This is a genomic window from Leifsonia sp. AK011 (genome assembly GCF_013410945.1).
Lineage (GTDB): Bacteria > Actinomycetota > Actinomycetes > Actinomycetales > Microbacteriaceae > Rhodoglobus.
On sequence record NZ_JACCCH010000001.1, the window covers coordinates 1,556,353 to 1,576,596 of the forward strand.

At 68.1% G+C, this 20,244-nt stretch carries 11 protein-coding genes; 10 read left to right on the plus strand and 1 reads right to left on the minus strand.

Going from position 1 to position 20,244, the window contains the following annotated elements; translation table 11 throughout:
- The first annotated feature begins 4 nt into the window (after positions 1–4).
- From HDC94_RS07655 to HDC94_RS07680, 6 genes are all read left to right on the plus strand, one after another.
- Positions 5–5,884 (plus strand): Ig-like domain-containing protein, encoded by a 5,880-nt coding sequence (locus HDC94_RS07655; RefSeq protein WP_179496376.1) that lies wholly within the window; start codon positions 5–7, stop codon positions 5,882–5,884.
- Between the two features lie 27 nt (positions 5,885–5,911).
- The gene (locus HDC94_RS07660) at positions 5,912–6,886 is read left to right on the plus strand and encodes a MoxR family ATPase (protein ID WP_179496378.1); all 975 of its coding nucleotides are present in this window, start codon (positions 5,912–5,914) and stop codon (positions 6,884–6,886) included.
- Complete coding sequence (locus tag HDC94_RS07665) at positions 6,886–8,319, plus strand: DUF58 domain-containing protein (RefSeq protein WP_179496380.1); 1,434 nt, start codon at positions 6,886–6,888, stop codon at positions 8,317–8,319. The genes HDC94_RS07660 and HDC94_RS07665 overlap by 1 nt, the downstream gene beginning before the upstream one ends.
- Positions 8,316–10,607, plus strand: a complete 2,292-nt coding sequence (locus tag HDC94_RS07670; RefSeq protein WP_179496382.1) for a transglutaminase domain-containing protein — start codon at positions 8,316–8,318, stop codon at positions 10,605–10,607. The genes HDC94_RS07665 and HDC94_RS07670 overlap by 4 nt, the downstream gene beginning before the upstream one ends.
- Before the next feature lie 45 nt (positions 10,608–10,652).
- On the plus strand, positions 10,653–11,930 hold the full coding sequence (locus HDC94_RS14885; protein ID WP_179496384.1) for a zinc-ribbon domain-containing protein: 1,278 nt from the start codon (positions 10,653–10,655) through the stop codon (positions 11,928–11,930).
- A gap of 90 nt (positions 11,931–12,020) precedes the next feature.
- Positions 12,021–14,795: an FtsK/SpoIIIE domain-containing protein gene (locus tag HDC94_RS07680; protein ID WP_179496386.1), complete on the plus strand. Its 2,775-nt coding sequence runs from the start codon at positions 12,021–12,023 to the stop codon at positions 14,793–14,795.
- 5 nt (positions 14,796–14,800) lie between these two features.
- On the opposite strand, the gene ald is transcribed toward HDC94_RS07680, so the two are convergent.
- Positions 14,801–15,916, minus strand: coding sequence for an alanine dehydrogenase (ald, locus tag HDC94_RS07685; protein WP_179496387.1), 1,116 nt, complete (start codon positions 15,914–15,916; stop codon positions 14,801–14,803).
- A gap of 179 nt (positions 15,917–16,095) precedes the next feature.
- Between ald and HDC94_RS07690 the strand changes: the two genes are divergently transcribed.
- From HDC94_RS07690 to HDC94_RS07705, 4 genes are read left to right on the plus strand one after another with little or no spacing between them, the layout of a single operon-like run.
- The gene (locus HDC94_RS07690) at positions 16,096–17,310 is read left to right on the plus strand and encodes a PotD/PotF family extracellular solute-binding protein (RefSeq protein WP_179496389.1); all 1,215 of its coding nucleotides are present in this window, start codon (positions 16,096–16,098) and stop codon (positions 17,308–17,310) included.
- The gene (locus HDC94_RS07695) at positions 17,310–18,509 is read left to right on the plus strand and encodes an ABC transporter ATP-binding protein (RefSeq protein ID WP_179496391.1); all 1,200 of its coding nucleotides are present in this window, start codon (positions 17,310–17,312) and stop codon (positions 18,507–18,509) included. Before HDC94_RS07690 ends, HDC94_RS07695 begins: the two co-directional genes overlap by 1 nt.
- Positions 18,510–18,511: 2 nt before the next feature.
- A complete protein-coding gene (locus HDC94_RS07700; protein ID WP_179496393.1) occupies positions 18,512–19,426 on the plus strand; it encodes an ABC transporter permease in 915 nt (304 codons plus the stop codon).
- The gene (locus tag HDC94_RS07705; protein ID WP_179496395.1) at positions 19,423–20,223 is read left to right on the plus strand and encodes an ABC transporter permease; all 801 of its coding nucleotides are present in this window, start codon (positions 19,423–19,425) and stop codon (positions 20,221–20,223) included. The genes HDC94_RS07700 and HDC94_RS07705 overlap by 4 nt, the downstream gene beginning before the upstream one ends.
- Positions 20,224–20,244 lie beyond the last annotated feature (21 nt).

Consider the following 20,244-nt stretch of genomic DNA (forward strand, 5'->3'; position numbering starts at 1 on the left):
CCAGATGATCCGACAGTGGCTCGCCACACGCCGGTCGCTCGTTGCCAGTGTGGCGAGCGGCGCGATCATTGCTGCCCTCGTGGCGAGCGTCGCGATCGTGTCGACCGGCTACACGGCGCAGCGTCTCGACCTCGGCGATGGATCGGTGTGGGTGCCCAACAACCAGCAGCAGGCCATCGGCCGCGCCAACACCGAGGTGCTGGAGCTGAACACGGTTGTGCCCACGAGCGGAAGCGACCTCGAGGTTCTGCAGTCCGGCGACACCGTGCTCCTGGTCGACCTCACGGAGGCCCGCGTGGAGGTCGTCGACCCCGCGACGTCGGAGGTCACCGAGACTGTCGCCCTGCCCCCGGACGGTCCCGAGGTGTACCTCGCGGGCGGACGCGTGATCATCTTCGAGAGGGGCACCGGTCGCACGTGGATCATGGCGCTCGATGCGCTGCCCGCCTTCGACTCGCAGGCCCCGTCCTCCCTGGACCTGGGAACGGACGCACTCGTGAGTGTCGATCCCTCCGGGCTCCTGTTCGGGTGGGCACCCGCAGCGGGAATGCTCTACCGCGTCAACACGTCCGTCTCCGATGCCGTCGTCTCGACGGCTGCCCTGGATCTCGGAACGGACACCACGGGCCTGCAGCTGAGCTCCGTCGGCGGTAACTGGATCCTCTGGGATGCCGTCGAGCGGGCAGTGACCACGGAACGCGGAGGCACGGTTGTGCTCGCCGAGCTCGTGCCCTCCGGTGCGGGATCCCTCGTGCAGGATGCAGCGGTCACCGGCGACCACGCTCTCATCAGCCACTCCGCGGGGCTCGTCGGCGTGCCGCTGGACGGCTCGGATGCCGTGGAACTCGCGAGCGGCACGTCCGGTCTTTCCGCTGCCCCGCTCGTGCTCGAGGGATGCGAGTTCGCCGCATGGACCTCCGGCCAGTCCTGGCGTCGGTGCGGCACGGAGCGGGACGGCTCGCTCACCACCCTCGCCTCGATGCCCTCGACGGCAAGCCTCGATTTCGTCGCGAACGGGACCCGCGCGGTTCTCAACGATGGCCGCTCCGGCAGCACGTGGGCCGTGCAGCGCGAAGGCCAGCTCATCAACAACTGGGACGACCTGATCGTGCCGGACGATGAGGAGCCGGAGGAGCAGCAGAACGACGACGACGTTCCCACCGAGATCGAGAAGGCGCAGGAGCCGCCGGTCGCGATCGACGACGCCTTCGGTGCGCGACCGGGACGAGCATCCGTGCTCCCGGTGCTCCTCAACGACTACGACCCGAATGGCGACGTGCTCGTTATCAGTGAGCTCACGCCCATCGAGGAGTCGATCGGCCGCATCGACCTCATCAACGAGCAGCAGCAGGTGCAGATCACCCTCGCGCCCGGGGCGAGCGGCACGATCACCTTCGGCTACACGATCACGGACGGGCGTGGCGGCTCCGCGGCCGCAACGGTGACGGTGTCCGTGCGGACTCCCGACCAGAACGGTGCTCCCGAACAGGTGCGCCGCACGACGGCGACAGTGCAGACCAGTGGACGGGTGACCACCGACGTGCTGGGGGACTGGGTCGATCCCGACGGCGACCCCTTCTACCTGACCGATGCCACGGTGCCTGCCCCGGACACGGTGGCGTACAAGCCCGGCGGAGCGGTGGTCTTCACGGACTCCGGTGGCGGTGGCGCGGAGAAGATCGTGACCCTCGTCGTCTCCGATGGCACGGCCCAGAGCTCGGGAGCACTCCTGGTCTCGGTGCGGCCAGTCGGCGAGGTGCCACTCCTCCCGGAACCCTTCGTGGTGCACGCCTATGCTGGCCAGGAGGAGACTGTCTCCCCGCTCGAGCATGTGAGAGGGGGGTCGGGCACGATCCGTCTCAACAGCGTGCCGGCGCGCAGCGGCTTCACAGTGACCCCTAGCTTCGAGGCAGGAACCTTCCGGTTCGTGAGCACCGAGATCCGCAGCCACTACGTGGAGTACGTCGTGACCGACGGCACACAGACGGCCACGGGCGTCGTGCGGATCGACGTGTCAGCGCCGCCGGACGCGAACACGAAACCCATCACGATCCCCAAGACCGTGTTCGTGCAGAGCCTCCGCAACGAGCGGGTGGACGTCGCGGGTACCGACGTGGATCCCGCGGGTGGAGTGCTTCTCGTCACCGGAGTCATGAACGTGCCAGAGGGGTCGGGGGTGCGCGCCGAGGTCCTCGAACAGCGACTCGTGCGGGTGAGCCTCGAGAAACCCCTCGATTCGGGTCCTGTCTCCTTCAACTACCGGGTGAGCAACGGTCTCGCGGAGGCGGAGGGCGTGATCACCGTGATCGAGATCCCCGCTCCCGCGAGGGTCCAGCCGCCCATCGCGGAGGACGATGCGGTCACCGTTCGGGTCGGCGACGCCATCGACATCCGTGTGCTGGCCAACGACGAGCATCCCGACGGCCTGGCGCTGACTCTCCAGCCGAAGCTCGCCCAGGACGTGCCGGATGACGCGGGCCTCCTGTTCGCGTCCGGCGACATCCTCCGCTACCTGGCGCCGCAGAGCCCCGGCAACTTCACGGCGTCCTACGAGGTCACGGGACCGGATGGCCAGGCAGCGACCGCGCTCGTGCGCATCGCGGTGCGCGAGAAGGATGCCGCGACCAACAACCCGCCGGTCCCCACGACGATCACTGCCCGAGTGCTCGCCGGTGAGTCAGTGCGCATCCGCGTGCCTCTCTCGGAGATCGACCCCGACGGCGATTCGGTGCAGTTGCTCGGACAATCGAGCAGCCCGCAGAAGGGCTCGGTCGTCGAGACCGACTCCGACACCATCACGTACGAGGCCGGCGACTACTCGGCAGGCACGGACACGTTCACCTACACCGTGATCGACGCCCTCGGCGCGCGCGCGACGGGCACCATTCGCGTCGGCATCAGCCCGAGGCTCGACGGGGCACGCAACCCCGTCGCGGTTGTCGACGAGGTCACGGTGCGCCCGGGCTTCACGGTGTCGGTCCAGGTGCTCGCGAACGACTCCGATCCCGACGGCAGCCCCCTCACGATCGTGTCGGCGCAACCGAACGATGACGAGACCACGGCCGAGGTGGTCGGTGATGTGGTCCAGGTCACCCCGCCACGAACGCCGGGAACCTACGGCGTCATCTACGGCATCGAGAACGAGTCCGGCGGGTCGAGCCAGAACTTCATCCGGGTACGCGTGAGCGAGGATGCGCCCCTGGCCTATCCGATCGCGTCGGACTCGGTGCTGACACTGTCCGACGTGCTCGACCGGGACACGGTCGTCGTCGATGTGCTCGCCAACGTCTTCTTCGCCGACGGCGACCCGCGATCGCTCGGACTCTCGATCTACCGGGGCTTCTCCGAGACGGCGACGGTGACCTCGAACAAGCGCATCGAAGTGACCGTGACCGAGCGTAGCCAGATCATTCCCTTCCGCGTGACCCACCCCGAGGACGACTCGGTGTTCAGCTACGCCTTCATTCGCGTTCCGGGCTTCGAGGATGCCCTCCCGCAGGTCGATCGCCGCGCGCCAGCACTGCGGGTCACCAGCGAGGACTCGCTCCGGATCGACATCAACGACTACGTCATCGCGGTCGGGGGCAAGCAGGTTCGGCTCACGGACTCGAGCACGGTCGAGGCCACCCACGCGAACGGGGAGAGCCTCGTCGTGGATGCCGACACCCTCGTCTTCACGTCGGCCGAGAAGTACTTCGGTCCGGCCTCCATCTCCTTCGAGGTCACCGACGGCGTCTCCGCGGACGACCCGGATGGGCACACGGCGACCATCGTGCTGCCGATCACCGTGCTGCCGCGGGAGAACCAGCCACCCGTCTTCAGCGGCGCGTCACTCGAGTTCGAGCCCGGCCAGGAGCGCGTCATCGACCTGCTGAGGCTCACCAATTATCCCTATCCGGACGACCTCGACGAGCTCGTCTACACGGCGCTCCCTCCCCAGCCCACCGGCTTCTCCTACGCGCTCAACGGGAGCCAGCTCACGGTGCGCGCCAATGCGACCGCGGTCAAGGGCTCAACGTCGTCGCTCACGCTCGGGGTACGGGATGCGACTGCCGAGGGCAAGTCGGGGCGTATAGAGCTCAGGGTCGTGGCATCCACGAGGCCCCTCGTGCGCCCGGCTCCCGACTCCGCGGTCGTTCGTCGCGGCGAGTCGACAACGATCGACGTGCTCACCAACGACCAGGCCGCCAACCCGTTCCCCGGCGTGCCCCTGCGCGTCGTCCAGATCCGCGGGCTCGACGGGGCCGGCCTCCCACCCGGCGTGCAGGCGAAGCCCAGCGCCGACAACCCCCGCCTCGTCGTCACTGTGGCGGGCACGGCATCCCCGGGCGACGTGAGCTTCCAGTACCAGGTCGCCGACGCCACCAACGACCCGTCGCGATACACCTGGGGCTCGATCACCGTCTCCGTGCAGGATCGCCCGGACCCGGTGAGCAACCTCGCGCCAACGGGCTTCGGCGATCGCCAGATCACGATGCGCTGGAACGCCGGACAGTTCAACAACTCGCCCATCACGGGCTATCGCGTGACCACGACGACACCGGCCGGGGCGGCCGTCGCCACGATCACCTGCCCGGGAACCACGTGCGCGATCCCCACGCCGGGCAACGGACCGGCCAGTGCCGTGCGTGTGAGCGTGTCCGCGATCAACTCGATCGGCGATTCGACCCCCGTCACGTTCCCCGACGCGATCTGGTCGGATGTCATCCCCGCTGCACCGAACGGACTGAATGCTGCACCGCTCGACCGTGGCCTCCGCATCTCTTGGGCACGGGTCCCCAACCCGCCAGGCGGCTCCGCCGTCACCGGGTACCTGGTCACCGCTGGAGCGGTGTCGACCACGGCCTCCTGCTCGTCGGCGACGTGTTCCGTGGACGTGTACGACGGTTCCCTCAGCAACGGCGTCGCGGTGAACGTGAGCGTCAGCGCGAGGAACGAGGCGTACGGTGCCCTCGCGCCCTGGAACACGGCGACGGGTCAGGGGACTCCCGCGGGAGCGCCGGCCGTCACCGGAACGCCATTGGCGTCCACGGTGAGTGACAGCGAGATCTCGCTGTCGTGGTCCGGGGTCTTCGCCGACAACGGCCGCCCCATCACGAGCTATCAGGCTGCCGCCTACACGGGTGCCGTGCCGACCTGCTCCCCGAATGGCACCGTCGAGGCCAATGGGGCGACCGTCCAGTCCAACGGCACGAGCACGTCGACGTCGTTTACGGGGCTCTCGGCCAACGTGGCCTATTCGTTCGTGGTGTTCGCGCTCAACAGCCAGGGATGCTCGACCAGCCCGTCTGTCGCGGCCCTCACCAAACCCGGCATCATCACGAGCATCACGTGGGACCAGCCGGCACTCAACGGCCAGGTGTACGACTTCGTGTTCACGGGCGGCGAGATGGGCAGCACGCCGATCACGAACGAGTTCCGCATCTACTACCGACTGAACGGCGGCACCCAGCAGGGCCCCATCTCGATCGGTTCCTTCATCCAGGCCGAGCCTCTCCAGTACGGGACCGTGGTCACGATGACAGCGATCGCCTGTCGCGTGTACTCCGGCCAGGAGCTGTGCCAGGACACACCGTCGGCAGGATTCGAGCTCGGGGTTCCCGTCGATCCGCGGGCCTCGGGCATCCTCTACACGCAGGATGACCCCACAGACCCCGCGGTCTCCGGCACGTTCACCTTCACTCCGCCGAGCGGAAGCTACGAAGACGTGCAGGTCGCCTGTGGCCTCACGCCCGGCGCCGGTACGTTTACGAGTGTTTCGAGTTCGGGTCCGACCTGTCACGTGGATGCCGCGGAGACCGACACCCCGTACCTGACCATCCGCGTCCTCGCCAACGGCGGCCAGGAGTACGACGTGAGCTACAACGGATTCGACTATGACTGAGCAGCCATCAACCACCAAGGGAACACCATGACCATGACCCCGGAGCAGGCCACCTGGTTCTCCGACATCTTCGGACGCCTCGTGGCCAACGTCGACCAGGTGCTCCTGGGCAAGACGTTTGTCATACGCCTCGGCTTCACCGCCCTGCTGAGCGAGGGACACCTGCTGCTCGAGGACTTCCCCGGAACGGGCAAGACCTCGTTCGCACGGGCGATGGCCCAGTCGGTCGCGGGGACCTCGAGCCGGATCCAGTTCACTCCCGACCTGCTGCCCGGCGACATCACGGGTGTGAGCATCTACGACCAGGGTCGCGGCGAGTTCGAGTACCACCAGGGTCCGGTCTTCGCGAACATCGTGCTCGCGGACGAGATCAACCGCGCGAGCCCCAAGACCCAGTCAGCGCTCCTCGAGGTCATGGAGGAGCAGCACGTCACGGTCGACGGTGTCACTCATCCGGTCAGCGCCCCCTTCATGGTGATCGCCACGCAGAACCCGATCGAGCAGGCCGGCACCTACCGCCTGCCCGAGGCCCAGCTCGACCGCTTCCTCATGAAGGCCTCCATCGGGTACCCGGATCACGCCTCGACCATGCGCATCCTCGAGGGCTCCCAGGTGCGGTCGCACGAGCACGTGCTCCCGCCCATCGTCACCGCCGAGGTCGTCGTCGAGATGGCACAGCTCGCCAGGACGGTGCACGTCGACCCCACGATCAACGACTACGTCGGTCGCCTCGTGGAGGCCACCCGCAGCACCACCGAGGTGCGGCTCGGCGCGAGCGTCCGCGGAGCGCTTGCCCTCCTGCGCGCGTCGAAGACCCTGGCGGCCGCCAGCGGACGCCACTACGTGATCCCGGACGACGTGAAGGCGCTCGCCGAGCCGGTGCTCGCTCACCGTCTCGTGATCGACCCCGAGGCCGAGTTCGACGGCGTGACCTCCTCGAGCGTCATGGCCCAGATCCTCATCGAGACCCCTCCGCCGAGCGACAGGCAAGCGGCACAGTAATGGCGCGCACGGGCGGCTCTCCGGCGTCGTCGAGGACCCAGTCATCCTCGACGCGCCAGTCGACCCGTACCCACGATTCGCAGTCACGATTCGACAGCCAGTTCACGACCGGGAGTCGCGGCCTGACCAACGCCCGCACGAGGATCGTGGGCGACCGCACGGGTTTCCTCGCCGATGTCGTGATCGCCGCAGTCCGCGTGACCGCCGGGCTTCGCAGCATCCTCGCGCGCGTGCTCGGACGTGTCGCTGCCGTCGTGACCCCGCTCGGATGGTTCATCATCGTCGCGATCCCGCTCACCTTGGGTGCGGGCTACGGCTTCGGAATCCTCGAGCTCGTCGTGATCGGATGGGCGCTCCTCGCCCTCCTCGCGGTCGCGGTGATCTACCTCGTCGGCAGATCGTCGATGAGCGTGGGACTCGACGTCCCGCGCTCCAGGGTTGTCGTCGGGGAACGTGCCATCGGCCAGATCCTGGTCTCGAACTCGACGCGTCGCAGGGCCTTCGGCATCACGGTCGAGGTGCCCGTCGGCGCGGGTCTCGCCGAACTCGCCCTGCCGGGGCTGCCCGCCCGTGGCGAGCAGGTCCGCGAGTTCGAGATCCCCAGCACTCGCCGGGGCATCGTTCCCGTTGGTCCGGTCAGGACCGTGCGGGCCGACCCCATCGGGCTGGTGCGGCGCGAGGTGGTCTGGGCGGATGTCGCGGAGCTCTACGTGCATCCGCGGACCATCGGCATCCCGAGCATGAGTACCGGTCTCATCCGCGACCTCGAGGGCAACCCCACCCGCGACCTTGCCACGAACGATGTGTCGTTCCACGCCCTGCGCGAGTACGTCCCGGGCGACGAGCGACGCTACATCCACTGGAAGTCGAGTGCGCGCACGGGAACACTCATGGTGCGCCAGTTCGAGGAGACGCGGCGCAGCCACCTGGTGATCGCCCTGAGCCTTGCCTCGAGTGACTACGGCAGCGAGGACGAGTTCGAGCTCGCGGTGAGTGTCGCCGGTTCGCTCGGAACGCGCGCGATCCGGGATGCCCGTACCCTGACGGTCGTCACGAGCGAGGTCACCCCGCAGTTCGCCAAGCGCAAGCTCTATGCTGTCCGCAGCCTCTCGACGCTCTCCCGGTCACGACTGCTCGACGATCTCGCCGTCGTGGAGACCTCCGAATCGGCCCTCGCCATGACGGATGTCGCGCGGGTGACGGGAGAGCAGTCCGCCGGTGTTTCCGTCGCATTCCTGGTGTGTGGCTCCGGCGTGACGGCGCAGGAGTTGAGAGCAGCCTCGACCAAGTTCCCGATCGGTGTCGAGGTCGTTGCCGTCGTGTGCGATCCCGAGACGCAGCCTGGCCTCCGCCGGGTCGCTGGCCTGAGCGTGCTCACGATCGGCTTCCTCGAGGATCTCCAGAAGGCGCTCTCGCGGACGGTGTCGGTATGACGCAGCGCACGGTGAAGCGAGCGAGCGGGGGAGCGGTCCTCGTTAACGTCGTGTTCCTCTGGGCAGCGACGGCGATCGCCGCGACCGCCCTCTGGCCGATCTACGAGGGGCGTGGCATCCTCATCGTCGTCGCGGTGGCAACCGTCGTGGGCACCGCCATCGCCGTTCTCGGCTCTCGGTTCGCCTGGCCCGCGTGGCTCGTCATGGCGGTCACTGCCGTCGCGTTCCTCGCTGTCGGCGTGCCGACCGCCGTCCCGAGCAAGGCGAACAACGTCGTGCTCCCGAGCATCGAGGGACTCATCGACCTCGTGTCGGGGGTCGCACTCGGATGGAAGCAGTTGCTGACGATCACCCTTCCCGTGGGTGACTACGAGGCTCTGCTCGTTCCCGCACTCGTTCTTGTGCTCGGCACCGTGACGATCGGACTCTCGATCGCCCTTCGCGCGCGACACCGCGAGCTTGCGGTGCTCGCGCCCGCAGTGCTCTACGTGGTGGCACTCGCCTTCGGTCCGGATCTCCCCACGCGAAGCATCGTGACCCCGCTGGCCCTGTTCGGGGTCATCCTCCTCTGGCTCGCCTGGTTCCGCTGGTACCGCCGGCGCGAGGCGATCGCCGCCCTCGTCACGACCTCCGGGGGCACCGCGTCGACGCGCGACGTCGGTTCAGCTGGCGTGCGATCCACCATCGGCGCGCTCGTGATCCTCGCGATCGCCGCGGGTGCCGGCGTGACTGCCGCAGTCGCCGTTCCGCCGAGCGAGTCGCGCACCGTGCTCAGGACCACCATCGTGCAGCCCTTCGATCCGCGCGACTATGTGAGTCCGCTCGCCGGTTTCCGCGGCTATTGGCAGGAGGGCACCGTCGACTCCGTGCTCTTCCGGGTCGACGGTCTCGACGGCCGGCTGCTGCGTCTCGCCACGCTCGACACCTACGACGGCGTGGTCTACTCGGTCGGCAGTGACCGGGTCACGAGCGAATCCGGATCCTTCGTGCGGGTTCCTTCGACGTTCGACCAGTCCACCGTGACGGGTGACCAGGTGAGCATCGACGTTGAGGTCGCCGACTACTCGGGTGTGTGGGTGCCCACCGTCGGCAAGTTCGAGTCGATCGACTTCTCCGGGGCGGATGCCGCGAGCCGTCGTGACGCATTCTTCTACAACGACACCTCGGGCGCCGCCGCAGTCGTCGGGGGCATCACGCAGGGTGACCGGTACGCCCTCACCGCCGTGGCCCCGCAGCAGCCAGCGGAGTCCGAGCTCAGTGACCTCGACCCGGGCTCCGCGACGGTCCCGGGTGCCCCTGCTCCACCCGAGGAGGTCACGGAGGCGCTGGAGCGCTACACCGAGGGGGTCGACGGTGCCGGGCCCCAACTGGTGGCCATGCTCGACGGGCTCGCGTCCGAGGGCTACATCAGCCACGGTACGGGGGAGGACGAGCCGCCCAGCAGGTCCGGACACGCGACCGACCGGATCGTCGAGCTCTTCACCGCCCCGCGCATGATCGGGGACGCCGAGCAGTATTCGGTGGCCGCCGCGATCATGGCGCGCCAGATCGGCTTCCCGTCTCGTGTCGTCATGGGCTTCGTCCCCGACGGCGGTGTGGTGCGGGGCGGAGACGTCGTCGCGTGGCTCGAGGTCAACACGGCCCAGTACGGATGGGTGGCCATCGACGCGACACCCCCATTCCGCGACATCCCCGAGGAGCTTCCGGAGGAGAACGCCCAGGTGGCACGACCGCCCACCATCGTGCCGCCGCCGGTGGTCGAGACGGAGCCGACCGACAGGCTCGCGACGCCCGACAGCGAACGGGAACTGCCGCCCGATCTCGACCCGGTGCTGGAGATCGTTCTCGCCGTGCTGCGGGTTGTCGGCTGGGTGCTTCTGGCACTCGGCATCCTCGTGTCGCCCTTCCTGCTCGTGATCGCGGCGAAGGTGCGCAGGCGCAGCCTGCGGCGACGCACGGGCACGCCGGTGGATCGGATCACCGGCGGATGGCGGGAGTTCGAGGACGCCGTCATCGACCACGGCCTGGGAACCGGCGCCGCAGCGACACGCAGCGAGATCGCCGCGGTGACCGGCGCGGTTCAGGCCCAGGTACTCGCGGCCGTGGCTGACCGGGCGGTCTTTTCGCCGGACGAAGCGCCTGTGACCGATGCCGAGACGGTGTGGCGGGCGGTCGACGACCTGCGTGCCTCACTCGACGATGGACTCACGCGGTGGGAGAGGGTGAAGGCGCGCATCTCGCTGCGCTCGCTCGGTGGCTATAGTGTCTCAAAGTTGTTCACCCGATAGGGCGTCAGCATCCAAGAGGGCTACGTGCCCGAGTGAAGGACCATCGTGATCTGTTCCCACTGCGGGACCCAGTTACCCTCCGGAGCCATGTTCTGCGGGGAGTGCGGTCGGCCCGTCGCCGCTCGTTCCACTCTCGCTGCTCCGGCCGACAATGCCGCGAATTCGCAGGACGCCGGGGCCCAGGTCCAGGACCCGCACGACCTCATCATCTCGCCCGTCGATCCCGACGCCGATGCGATCCTGAGCCCCGCCGTGGAAGAACTGGTCATCCCGGCACCGAGCTCCCACACGATCCCCGACACGTTCATGATGGATGTCGGCAACTACGACGATCTCGCGGCATTCGAGGAGTCCCTGCCATCGCCGGAGACCCTCTCCAACCCGTTCTCGGCGCTCGCCGAACAGCATGAGACGCCCGCGGCCGCCCCGCCCCCTGCGCAGGCCGCGGATCCTGAGCCGGAGGAGTCACTGCAGGGCAGCTGGTGCGCCCAGTGCGGCGCTCTGCTCTCCGACTCCGATATCTTCTGCGGGGAGTGCGGGTTCGTTCGCACCCCCTCGTCCCGACCGCGCGATACGGCGATCCTGGACCCGTTCCCCTGGGGGAGCGACACTCCGGTCGCCGCCATGCCACCCGCCGTACCCGAGTCGCACACCGAAGCCGAGTCGCGCGGCGAAGCCGAGCCGGATCCGGAGCCCTTTGCGGATCCTGTTGTCGAGCCCGACGAGCTTCCCGAACGCATCGCCGAGCCCGACCTTCCCCAGGAAGCCCTCCCCGCGGAGCCGTCCGCACCGCCTTCGACCCCCGAGGTCTTTCCCGAGGCAGTTCGGGAGGCAGCGCCACCGCCCCCCGTGGCTCCGCTGCCCCCGATGCCCGGTTCCGGTCCGGTCCCCGCCTTCCCGGGCACACCGAGGCGCCGAGCCCCCGAGCCGCTTGGCGCGTCCGATGGGCTCGAGGAGGACGTCGAGCAGACGCGCATCGTTGCACCGGGTGCAGGTGGGGACCGATTCATCCTGCAGTTCAGCACGGGCGAGAGCGTCAGTGTCACGGGTTCGGGCCTGCTCGGGCGCAACCCCCTTGCCGAACCCGGCGAGTACTTCGACGCGCTCGTGACGATCTCCGATCCCGGCAAGTCCGTGTCGAAGACCCACCTCGAGTTCGGCCAGGATGGCGGTGCCTTCTGGGTGAGCGATCGGCACTCCGGCAACGGCACCGTCGTGCGGGAGCCAGAGCGCCCCGCTCGCCGCTGCGACCCGGGTAAGCGCTACCGCATCGCACGGGGAACCCGCGTCGAGATCGGCGAGCAGTTCTTCATCGTCAGCTGACCCCTCCGCGATTCCCCGGGGCACACGCTCCCATCCCCAGTTCGTCGACCGTCGCGGGTGACGCGTCCACGGCTGCCGCACTCTGGAGCGGTGACCGACCATCGACTCGTCCTCCCCGCGCCAGCTCCGCCTCCACCGCCCTGGAGATTCCCGGTTCTGGCGGTGGCCGCACCGGTTGTCGTGTCCGTCGCGCTGTGGCTCATCACGGGATCGGTCTTCGCCCTCGTCTTCGCAGCGCTGGGCCCGGTGACCGCGATCGCGAGCGTCGGCGACCAGTGGTGGGGCGGTCGCAGGGCAGGTCGCAGGCAGGCCGCACGATTCGCCGACGCGGTCGCCTCGGCCGAGCGCGATCTCGAGCGCTTCCACGCGGCCGAGCGTGAGGCGCTGCGGGATGCCACCCCCGACGGTCCCACGCTCGTGCGGCGTCGCCACGACCGCGGCCGGTGGCACGGCGATCCGCGGTCGATCAGGGTCGTCCTGGGTTCGGCGACGATTCCCAGCGGGCTCGAGGTCTCGCCGCTTGCCGGTCCGCCGTCGGAGCAGCACCCTGAACTTGTGCGTCTCGCCGAGCGGGCGCGCTCCCTCGAGGCACCACTCGTCGTGGATCCCGTGCTCGGCATCGGCATCGTGGGGCCCGCATCGTTCGCCATGGCGTGCGCCCGCAGCATCCTGGTGCAGGTCGCGCGAGCACTTCCTCCCGGTCGCTTCTGGATGCGAGTGTCCCAGGGTGCCGAAGGATCGCTCGGGGCAGAGGAGTGGATTCATGCGCTACCGCACCCGCACACCGAGGCCGACAGGCAGGGCAGGGAGACCAGTGCAGCGCTTGTGGTGGAGTTCGGCGAGGCGGGGGAGCAGCAGTCGTCCGTCACGATTGCTGTGGCTCCCGCGGAGGGCGACATCCCGCCCGCCTGCCGGATCGTCGTCTCGTGTGCGGGGGCGATGCGGGTTGCACAGCATCCGGATCCCGCGGCGCGGGTACCGCTGCGACCTGCGTTCGTCTCCAGCGTGGAGGCGCGCGCCTGGGCGGACAGCCTGCGCGACGATCCCCGGGCGCGGGATGCGGCGGATCCCCATGGGCTCCCCGCCGTCGCTCCGTTGGCTCCGCTCCTGGGCCCCCCGGACCCGGAGGGCCGTGACCTCGCCTGCCATCCGCTCGTTGGGCCCACCGGGCCGATCACACTCGATCTCGTCGCGGACGGGCCGCACTCCGTGGTCGGGGGCACAACGGGCAGCGGCAAGAGCGAGCTGCTCGTGTCGTGGATCCTTGCGATGGCGGCATCCCATCCGCCCGAACGTGTGAACTTCCTGCTCGTGGATTTCAAGGGCGGCTCGGCGTTCGCGCCCCTCGCAGGCCTTCGCCACACTGTCGGCACGATCACCGATCTCGACGAGCACGAGGCCTCGCGCGCTCTCGCGAGCTTGCGGGCCGAGCTCCGTCTTCGCGAGCGGACGCTCGCCGAGGCCGGGGTCAGGAGCATCGAGGGATGCGAGATGCCGCGCCTCGTGATCGTCGTGGACGAGTTCGCGGCCATGCTCGCGGAGTTCCCGGACCTGCACGCCCTGTTCACCGATCTCGCGGCCCGGGGCAGATCGCTCGGTGTGCACCTCATCCTGTGCACCCAGCGGCCCGCTGGAGTCGTGCGCGACTCGGTGCTCGCCAATGCCGACCTGCGCATCTCGCTGCGGGTCAACAATCGGGCCGACAGCGACGCCGTCGTCGGCGCTGCGGATGCCGCGGAGCTCGATGTGTCGGTCCGCGGGCGGGCCGTGGTGCGGCTCGCGGGCTCCGATGTCGTCCACGCCCAGGTCGCATTGGCCGGGAGCGAGGACATCGCGCAGGTGTCGCGCCGCTGGCCGCAGTCACCTCCTCCCAGGAGACCGTGGCGCGATCCACTCCCGCTCCACATCGACCCGCGCGACCTCGCGCCGGTCGGGCGAGGATTTCCTCTCGGCCTGGTTGACCTGCCGGAGCAACAGCGCCAGGAGACCTTCCTCTGGGACCCCGAGGGGGACGGCGGCCTGATGATCATCGGCGCGCATCGGAGCGGCAGATCGACGGTTCTCGCGGGAATAGCGGGCCGGCGGATGCCCGGCGATCCACCCGCGGCATGGGACGCGCTCGCTGGCGTCGTTTCCCTGCTCGACGCTTCGCCCGGAGGCGGTATCCAGCCCGGAGTGCTCACCATCGACGACATCGACGCGCTCGTTCCGCGCTTCACCGCGGAACACAGGGTGGAGTGGCTCGAGATGCTCTCCAGGGTGCTGCGGGACGGGCCGGCACGTGGCATCCATGTCGCCGTGAGCGCCCAGCGTCTCCACGGTGAGCTGCAGCAGGTCGGTGCACTGCTTCCCGCGCGCATGATGCTCCGTCACGGCTCGCGGCAGGACTGGGTGCTCGCTGGCGGTGACGGCGCTGGCTTCCTCGGGGACGTGCCACCCGGGGCGGCGTTGTGGAGGGGTCATCGGGCGCAGGTGGCGGAGTTTGCGCCGACCGCGGCCGAGTCACCTGCTCCGACGATGTCGTCCCTCGACCCGAAGCGGCCACTCGCCGTGGTCACCCCGCGTGGGGCGACTCTCGGTCCCCGGCTCCGCAGTGCTGGCTGGGCGGTCACGCCTCCCGACCAGGCGTCGCCCGGTGCGATCGCGCCCGGCACCGCGGTGATGGGCGACGTCGACGAGTGGCAGGCGAGGTGGGGCCTTCTCGGCTCGCTCCGCGACACGTGCAACGTCGTGTTCGATGGATGCACGCTCGCCGATATCCGCGTGCTCACCCGATCACGGCAGCTCCCACCCCCGTTGCCGCCCGACCAGAGGATCGTGTGGCACTACCGCGCAGACGGCACCCTCGGCAGGGCGCGATTGTGACCGGACTAGGCGAGTGCACTCGCGAGCTCGATCGACGCCAGACCGTGGGCCTCCGCGACCTGGGCGTTCACGACGCTGCCCGCGTGGGTGTTGAGCCCGAGACCGAGCGCGGGATCACGGCGCAGCGCGTCCCGCCAACCCGCACCGGCGATCGCGCGAACATAGGGGAGTGTCGCGTTCGTGAGGGCGTAGGTCGAGGTATTCGGAACCGCGCCCGGCATGTTGGCGACGCAGTAGAAGAGCGAACCGTGCACCGGGTAGGTCGGGTCGGCATGGGTCGTCGGGTGGGTGTCGGCGAAGCATCCGCCCTGGTCCACCGCAATATCGACGAGCACACTTCCCGGCTTCATGCGGGAGACGAGCTCGTTGCTCACGAGCTTCGGCGCCTTCGCGCCCGGGACGAGCACCGAGCCGATCACGAGGTCTGCGGTGAGAAGCGCCTTCTCGATCTCGAAACCGTTGGAGGCGATCGTGTGCACGCGCCCGGCGTAGAGGGCGTCGAGTTCGCGCAGGCGCTGGATGTTGGTGTCGAGAACGGTCACCTCGGCACCGAGCCCGACAGCCACCGAGACCGCGTTCGTGCCCGCGACCCCGCCGCCGAGGACGACCACGCGCGCTGCGTGCGTCCCCGGAACGCCCGGAACGAGCAAGCCGGGGCCGCCCGAGGGCTTCATCATCACGTTCGCTCCCACGATCGGGGCGATGCGACCGGCCACCTCGCTCATCGGCGCGAGAAGCGGAAGAGCGCGGGAGGGGAGCTGCACCGTCTCGTAGGCGATCGATGTGACCTTCGCGTCGAGGAGGGCGCGGGTGAGGTCCGGCTCCGCGGCGAGGTGCAGGTAGGTGAACAGCACCAGGTCGTCCCGGAAGTACGCGTACTCGGAGTGAATCGGCTCCTTGACCTTGAGCAGGAGCTCCGCCGAGTTCCAGGTGGTCGCGGCATCCTGCGCGATGACCGCGCCCGCATCGACGTAGGCGGCATCAGGGATGGATGACCCGATGCCCGCACCCGTCTCGATGAGCACCTCGTGGCCGTGCGCAACCAGATCGTGCACGCCGGCCGGAGTGATCGCGACACGGAACTCGTTGTTCTTGATCTCTTTCGGAACCGCCACTCTCATGCGCACAGCGTACTCGCGCGGACGGCGGATGACGATGGATTCCGCACAAATTCACGCTGCTGGGCACTGATTCGGTGAAATTCATGTTACAAAGTGCGCCTTCTGCTCCTTGGAGGGTGTTCCCGCGCACGGCGGTATGTCAGTATTCGATGAACGCGCGAACCAAAGGAGTCGACTCAATGCCCAGAGAACTTCCCCAGGACCCGATGATCCGGCAGTTGGTCAGTCAGGCTCGACAGACGCGGTTCAGCCGCAGGAACGTCCTGCAGGGAATGGGCATCGGCGCCGGTGCGCTCGCGCTCGCGGCCTGTGCACCGAGTGGCAGCACCGCTCCGACTCCGGCAGAGGACAACTCGGCCAACGACCCGACTCTCGTCTGGGGAAACTGGCCGGCCTATCTCGACGAGGACGACGCCGGCGCATCTCCCACGCTCATGCGCTTCGAGGAGGAGACCGGTATCGCTGTCGAGTACCGGGTCGACGTTGACGACAACAACACCTTCTACGGCACGATCAAGGATCAGCTCGCACTCGGCCAGTACCCGGGCTACGACACCTTCTGCCTGACCGAGTGGATGATCGCTCGTCTCATCCGGTTCGGATACGTGCAGGAGCTCGACGAGGCGAACATCCCGAACAAGGCGAACCTCGCGCCGGCACTCCTCAACCCCGACTTCGACCCCGGGCGCAAGCTGTCGCTTCCCTGGCAGAACGGCTTCGCCGGACTCGCCTGGGACACCGAGGCCTTCCCGAAGGGTCTCGAGTCCGTCGAGGACCTCTGGCAGCCAGAGCTCAAGGGCAAGGTGACTGTGCTGAGCGAGCTCCGCGACACCATGGGCATCCTGCTCCTCGCGAACGGTGTCGACATCTCGTCCTCGGACTGGGGCACCGAGGAGTACGGCGAGGCTATCGCCGTGCTCGAGGAGCACGTCACGAGCGGCCAGATCTTCGGGATCAAGGGCAACGAGTACATGCAGGACTTCATCGCGGGCGATGCCATCGCGGGAATCTGCTGGTCCGGTGACATCACGGTGCTGAACGCCGAGGTCGGCTACGAGCGGTTCAAGTTCGCCCTGCCGGACACGGGCGGCACGCTCTGGGGCGACACCTTCGTCGTGCCCATGGGTTCGACGCGCAAGGCCAACGCCGAGGCGCTCATGAACTACTACTACGAGCCCGAGGTCGCCGCCGAGGTCGCCGCCTGGGTCAACTACATCACGCCGGTCGCCGGTGCGGCGGAGGCCGCAGCCGAGCTCTTCCCCGAGGTCGCCGAGAACCAGCTCATCTTCCCGGACGAGGCGACTCTCGCGCAGTCGCACATCTTCCGGACGTTGAACGCCGCGGACGACCAGGCGTTCAACAACGAGTTCCAGCGAGTCAGCCTCGGTGCCTGATGGCCGACGGTACGTTCGCAGAGGCCGGCGCTGACCTCGAGCTGATCGGGATCCACAAGCGTTTCCCCGGCTTCACGGCCATCGAGGATCTCGATCTCGTGATCCCCGCCGGGTCGTTCTTCGCTCTGCTCGGCCCGTCGGGGTGTGGCAAGACAACAACGCTCCGCCTGGTGGCTGGCCTCGAGCAACCGACAGCTGGTCGCATCCTCATCGGCGGCAAGGATGTCACGAACGTGAAGTCCTTCAAGCGTCCGGTCAACACGGTGTTCCAGAGTTATGCGCTCTTCCCGCACATGACCGTGCTGGAGAACGTCGCGTTCGGCCTGCGGCGCCGCAGGATCGAGAACCCGCTGGGGAAGGCGCACGAGGCCTTGCGCCTCGTGGAGCTGGATCACCTGGCATCCCGTCGTCCGCAGCAGCTCTCTGGCGGCCAGCAGCAGCGCGTGGCGCTTGCCCGCGCGATCGTGAACCGGCCAGCACTGCTCCTCCTCGACGAGCCCCTCGGTGCTCTCGACCTCAAGCTGCGCCGCCAGATGCAGAGCGAACTCAAGACCATCCAGGACGAGGTGGGTCTCACCTTCCTTCACGTCACGCACGACCAGGAGGAGGCCATGACGATGGCCGACACCGTCGCCGTCATGAACAAGGGTGAGATCGAGCAGATGGGCGCCCCCGAGGAGCTGTACGAGCTCCCGAAGACCGCGTTCGTGGCGAACTTCCTCGGGCAGTCCAACCTCTTCACGGGAGCGGTGACGTCGAGTTCCGGCAACTCGATCGTCGTCGACGTGGCCGGTGTCAAGGTCGAGGTACCCAAGGAGCGCGCGCAGCGTCACACGGGCAACGTCACGATCGGGGTGCGCCCCGAGAAGCTCATGCTTGCCACCGAGGCGCCGGCGCCGAAGGCCGGCACGAACGTCCTCGGCCCCGGCCGGGTCGTGGATGTCTCGTTCAGCGGCGTGAGCACGCAGTACCAGATCGCGATCCCGGGTATCGGTCCCGTTACGGTGTTCGCCCAGAACATGGTGTTCGGTCCTGTGGTCCAGGAGGGCGCCGAGGTCTGGGTGTCGTGGACGGTGGACCATGGCTTCGGTCTCGTGGACGAGCCGGAGCCAACGCCACGCTTCGCGTCGGACACCGACACGGCTGCGATCGCGGCGCAGACGAGGAAAGATCTGCTCACGGAGATCGAGGAGGCGTAGGGATGGCCTTCGCCGCGTTCGGGTCACAGGGCCCCGCCGTAGAACAGGCGCCGCGCAAGCGCAGCTGGATCGCGTGGGTGCTGCTCGCCCCCGGACTCGCTTACCTCGCGCTGTTCTTCCTCACGCCCTTCATCTCCCTCATCCTCACGTCGCTTCAGGCGCCCGTGGACTTCGGCGATGTCGGGCAGTACCAGGCGGCGTTCAAGATCGAGAACTACGCCATGGTGGTGTCGCAGTACTGGCCGCACTTCCTCAGGGCATTCGGCTACGCGATCGCCGCGACCTTCTTCGCACTCATCATCAGCTACCCTCTCGCATACTTCATCGGTGTGACGGCGCGGAAGTGGCCCCTCATCCAGGCACTCGCGCTCACGCTTGTGATCGCGCCGTTCTTCATCTCGTTCCTGCTGCGCACGCTCGCATGGAAGCAGTTGATGTCGGATGACACACCCCTCGTCCACGCGCTCAAGGCCCTCACGATCCTGCCCCCCGACGGCCACCTCACGGGTACCGCCTTCTCGGTCATCTTCGGTCTCACCTACAACTTCATCCCGTTCATGACCCTCCCGATCTACACGACCCTGGAGCGCCTCGACACCCGCTATCTCGAGGCGGGATCAGACCTGTACGCGACCCCGGCGACCACGTTCTGGAAGATCACGCTGCCGCTGTCGCTCCCCGGGATCGTCTCCGGCACGCTGCTGACCTTCATCCCGGCATCCGGTGACTTCATCAACGCGAGTTCGAGCTTCCTCGGTTCGTCCTCCACACAGATGATCGGAAACGTCATTGAGACGAACTTCCTCGAGCTCCTGAACTACCCGGCGGCGGCGGCCCTCTCGGTGATCCTCATGGCGGTCATTCTGTTGATCGTCGGTATCTACGTGAAGCGCGCGGGGACGGAGGAGTTGCTGTGAGCAGGTTCTCGCTCGGCAGGTGGCTGCTGCCCGTCTATGCGGTGCTGGCGCTCGTCTTCCTGCTCATCCCGATCGTCTACACCTTCGTGTTCTCCTTCAACGCGTCGGTGAAGTCGAACATCGTCTGGGTGGGCTTCACCCTCGACAACTGGCTCAATATCTGCGCCGACCCCTCGGTGTGCAACGCGTTCGGCACGAGCATCCTTGTCGGCGTCGTCGCTACGGTGATCGCGACCGCACTCGGTACGCTCATGGCGCTCGCCCTGTCGCGCTACCGGTTCCGCGCCCGCTCTGCCGTGAGCCTGCTGCTCTTCCTGCCGATGGCCACCCCGGAGATCGTGCTCGGCGCCGGTCTCGCAGCCCAGTTCCTCTCCGCTGGCATCCCGAAGGGCCTCGGCACGATCATCGCGGCCCACGCGCTGTTCTGCCTGAGCTTCGTTGTGGTCACGGTCAAGGCGCGTATCTCGAGCCTGGATCCCGCCCTGGAGGAGGCCGGTCGCGATCTCTACGGCTCGGCCGGCCAGGTGTTCTGGCGGATCACCTTCCCCCTGCTGCTTCCTGGCATCACCGCCGCGGCGCTCCTGTCGTTCGCGCTGAGCTTCGATGACTTCATCATCACGCGGTTCAACAACGGCGCCGTCACGACGTTCCCGATCTACATCTACACGGCCGCGGCGAGGGGCGTACCTGCCGAGGCCAACGTCATCGCGTCCGCGGTGTTCATCTTCGCGCTGGTGCTCGTGATCGTGGCGCAAGTCACGGGCTCGGCCCGGCGCAAGCGGCTCGCCAAGCAGTAACCGCGCCCAGTACCCAGTGAG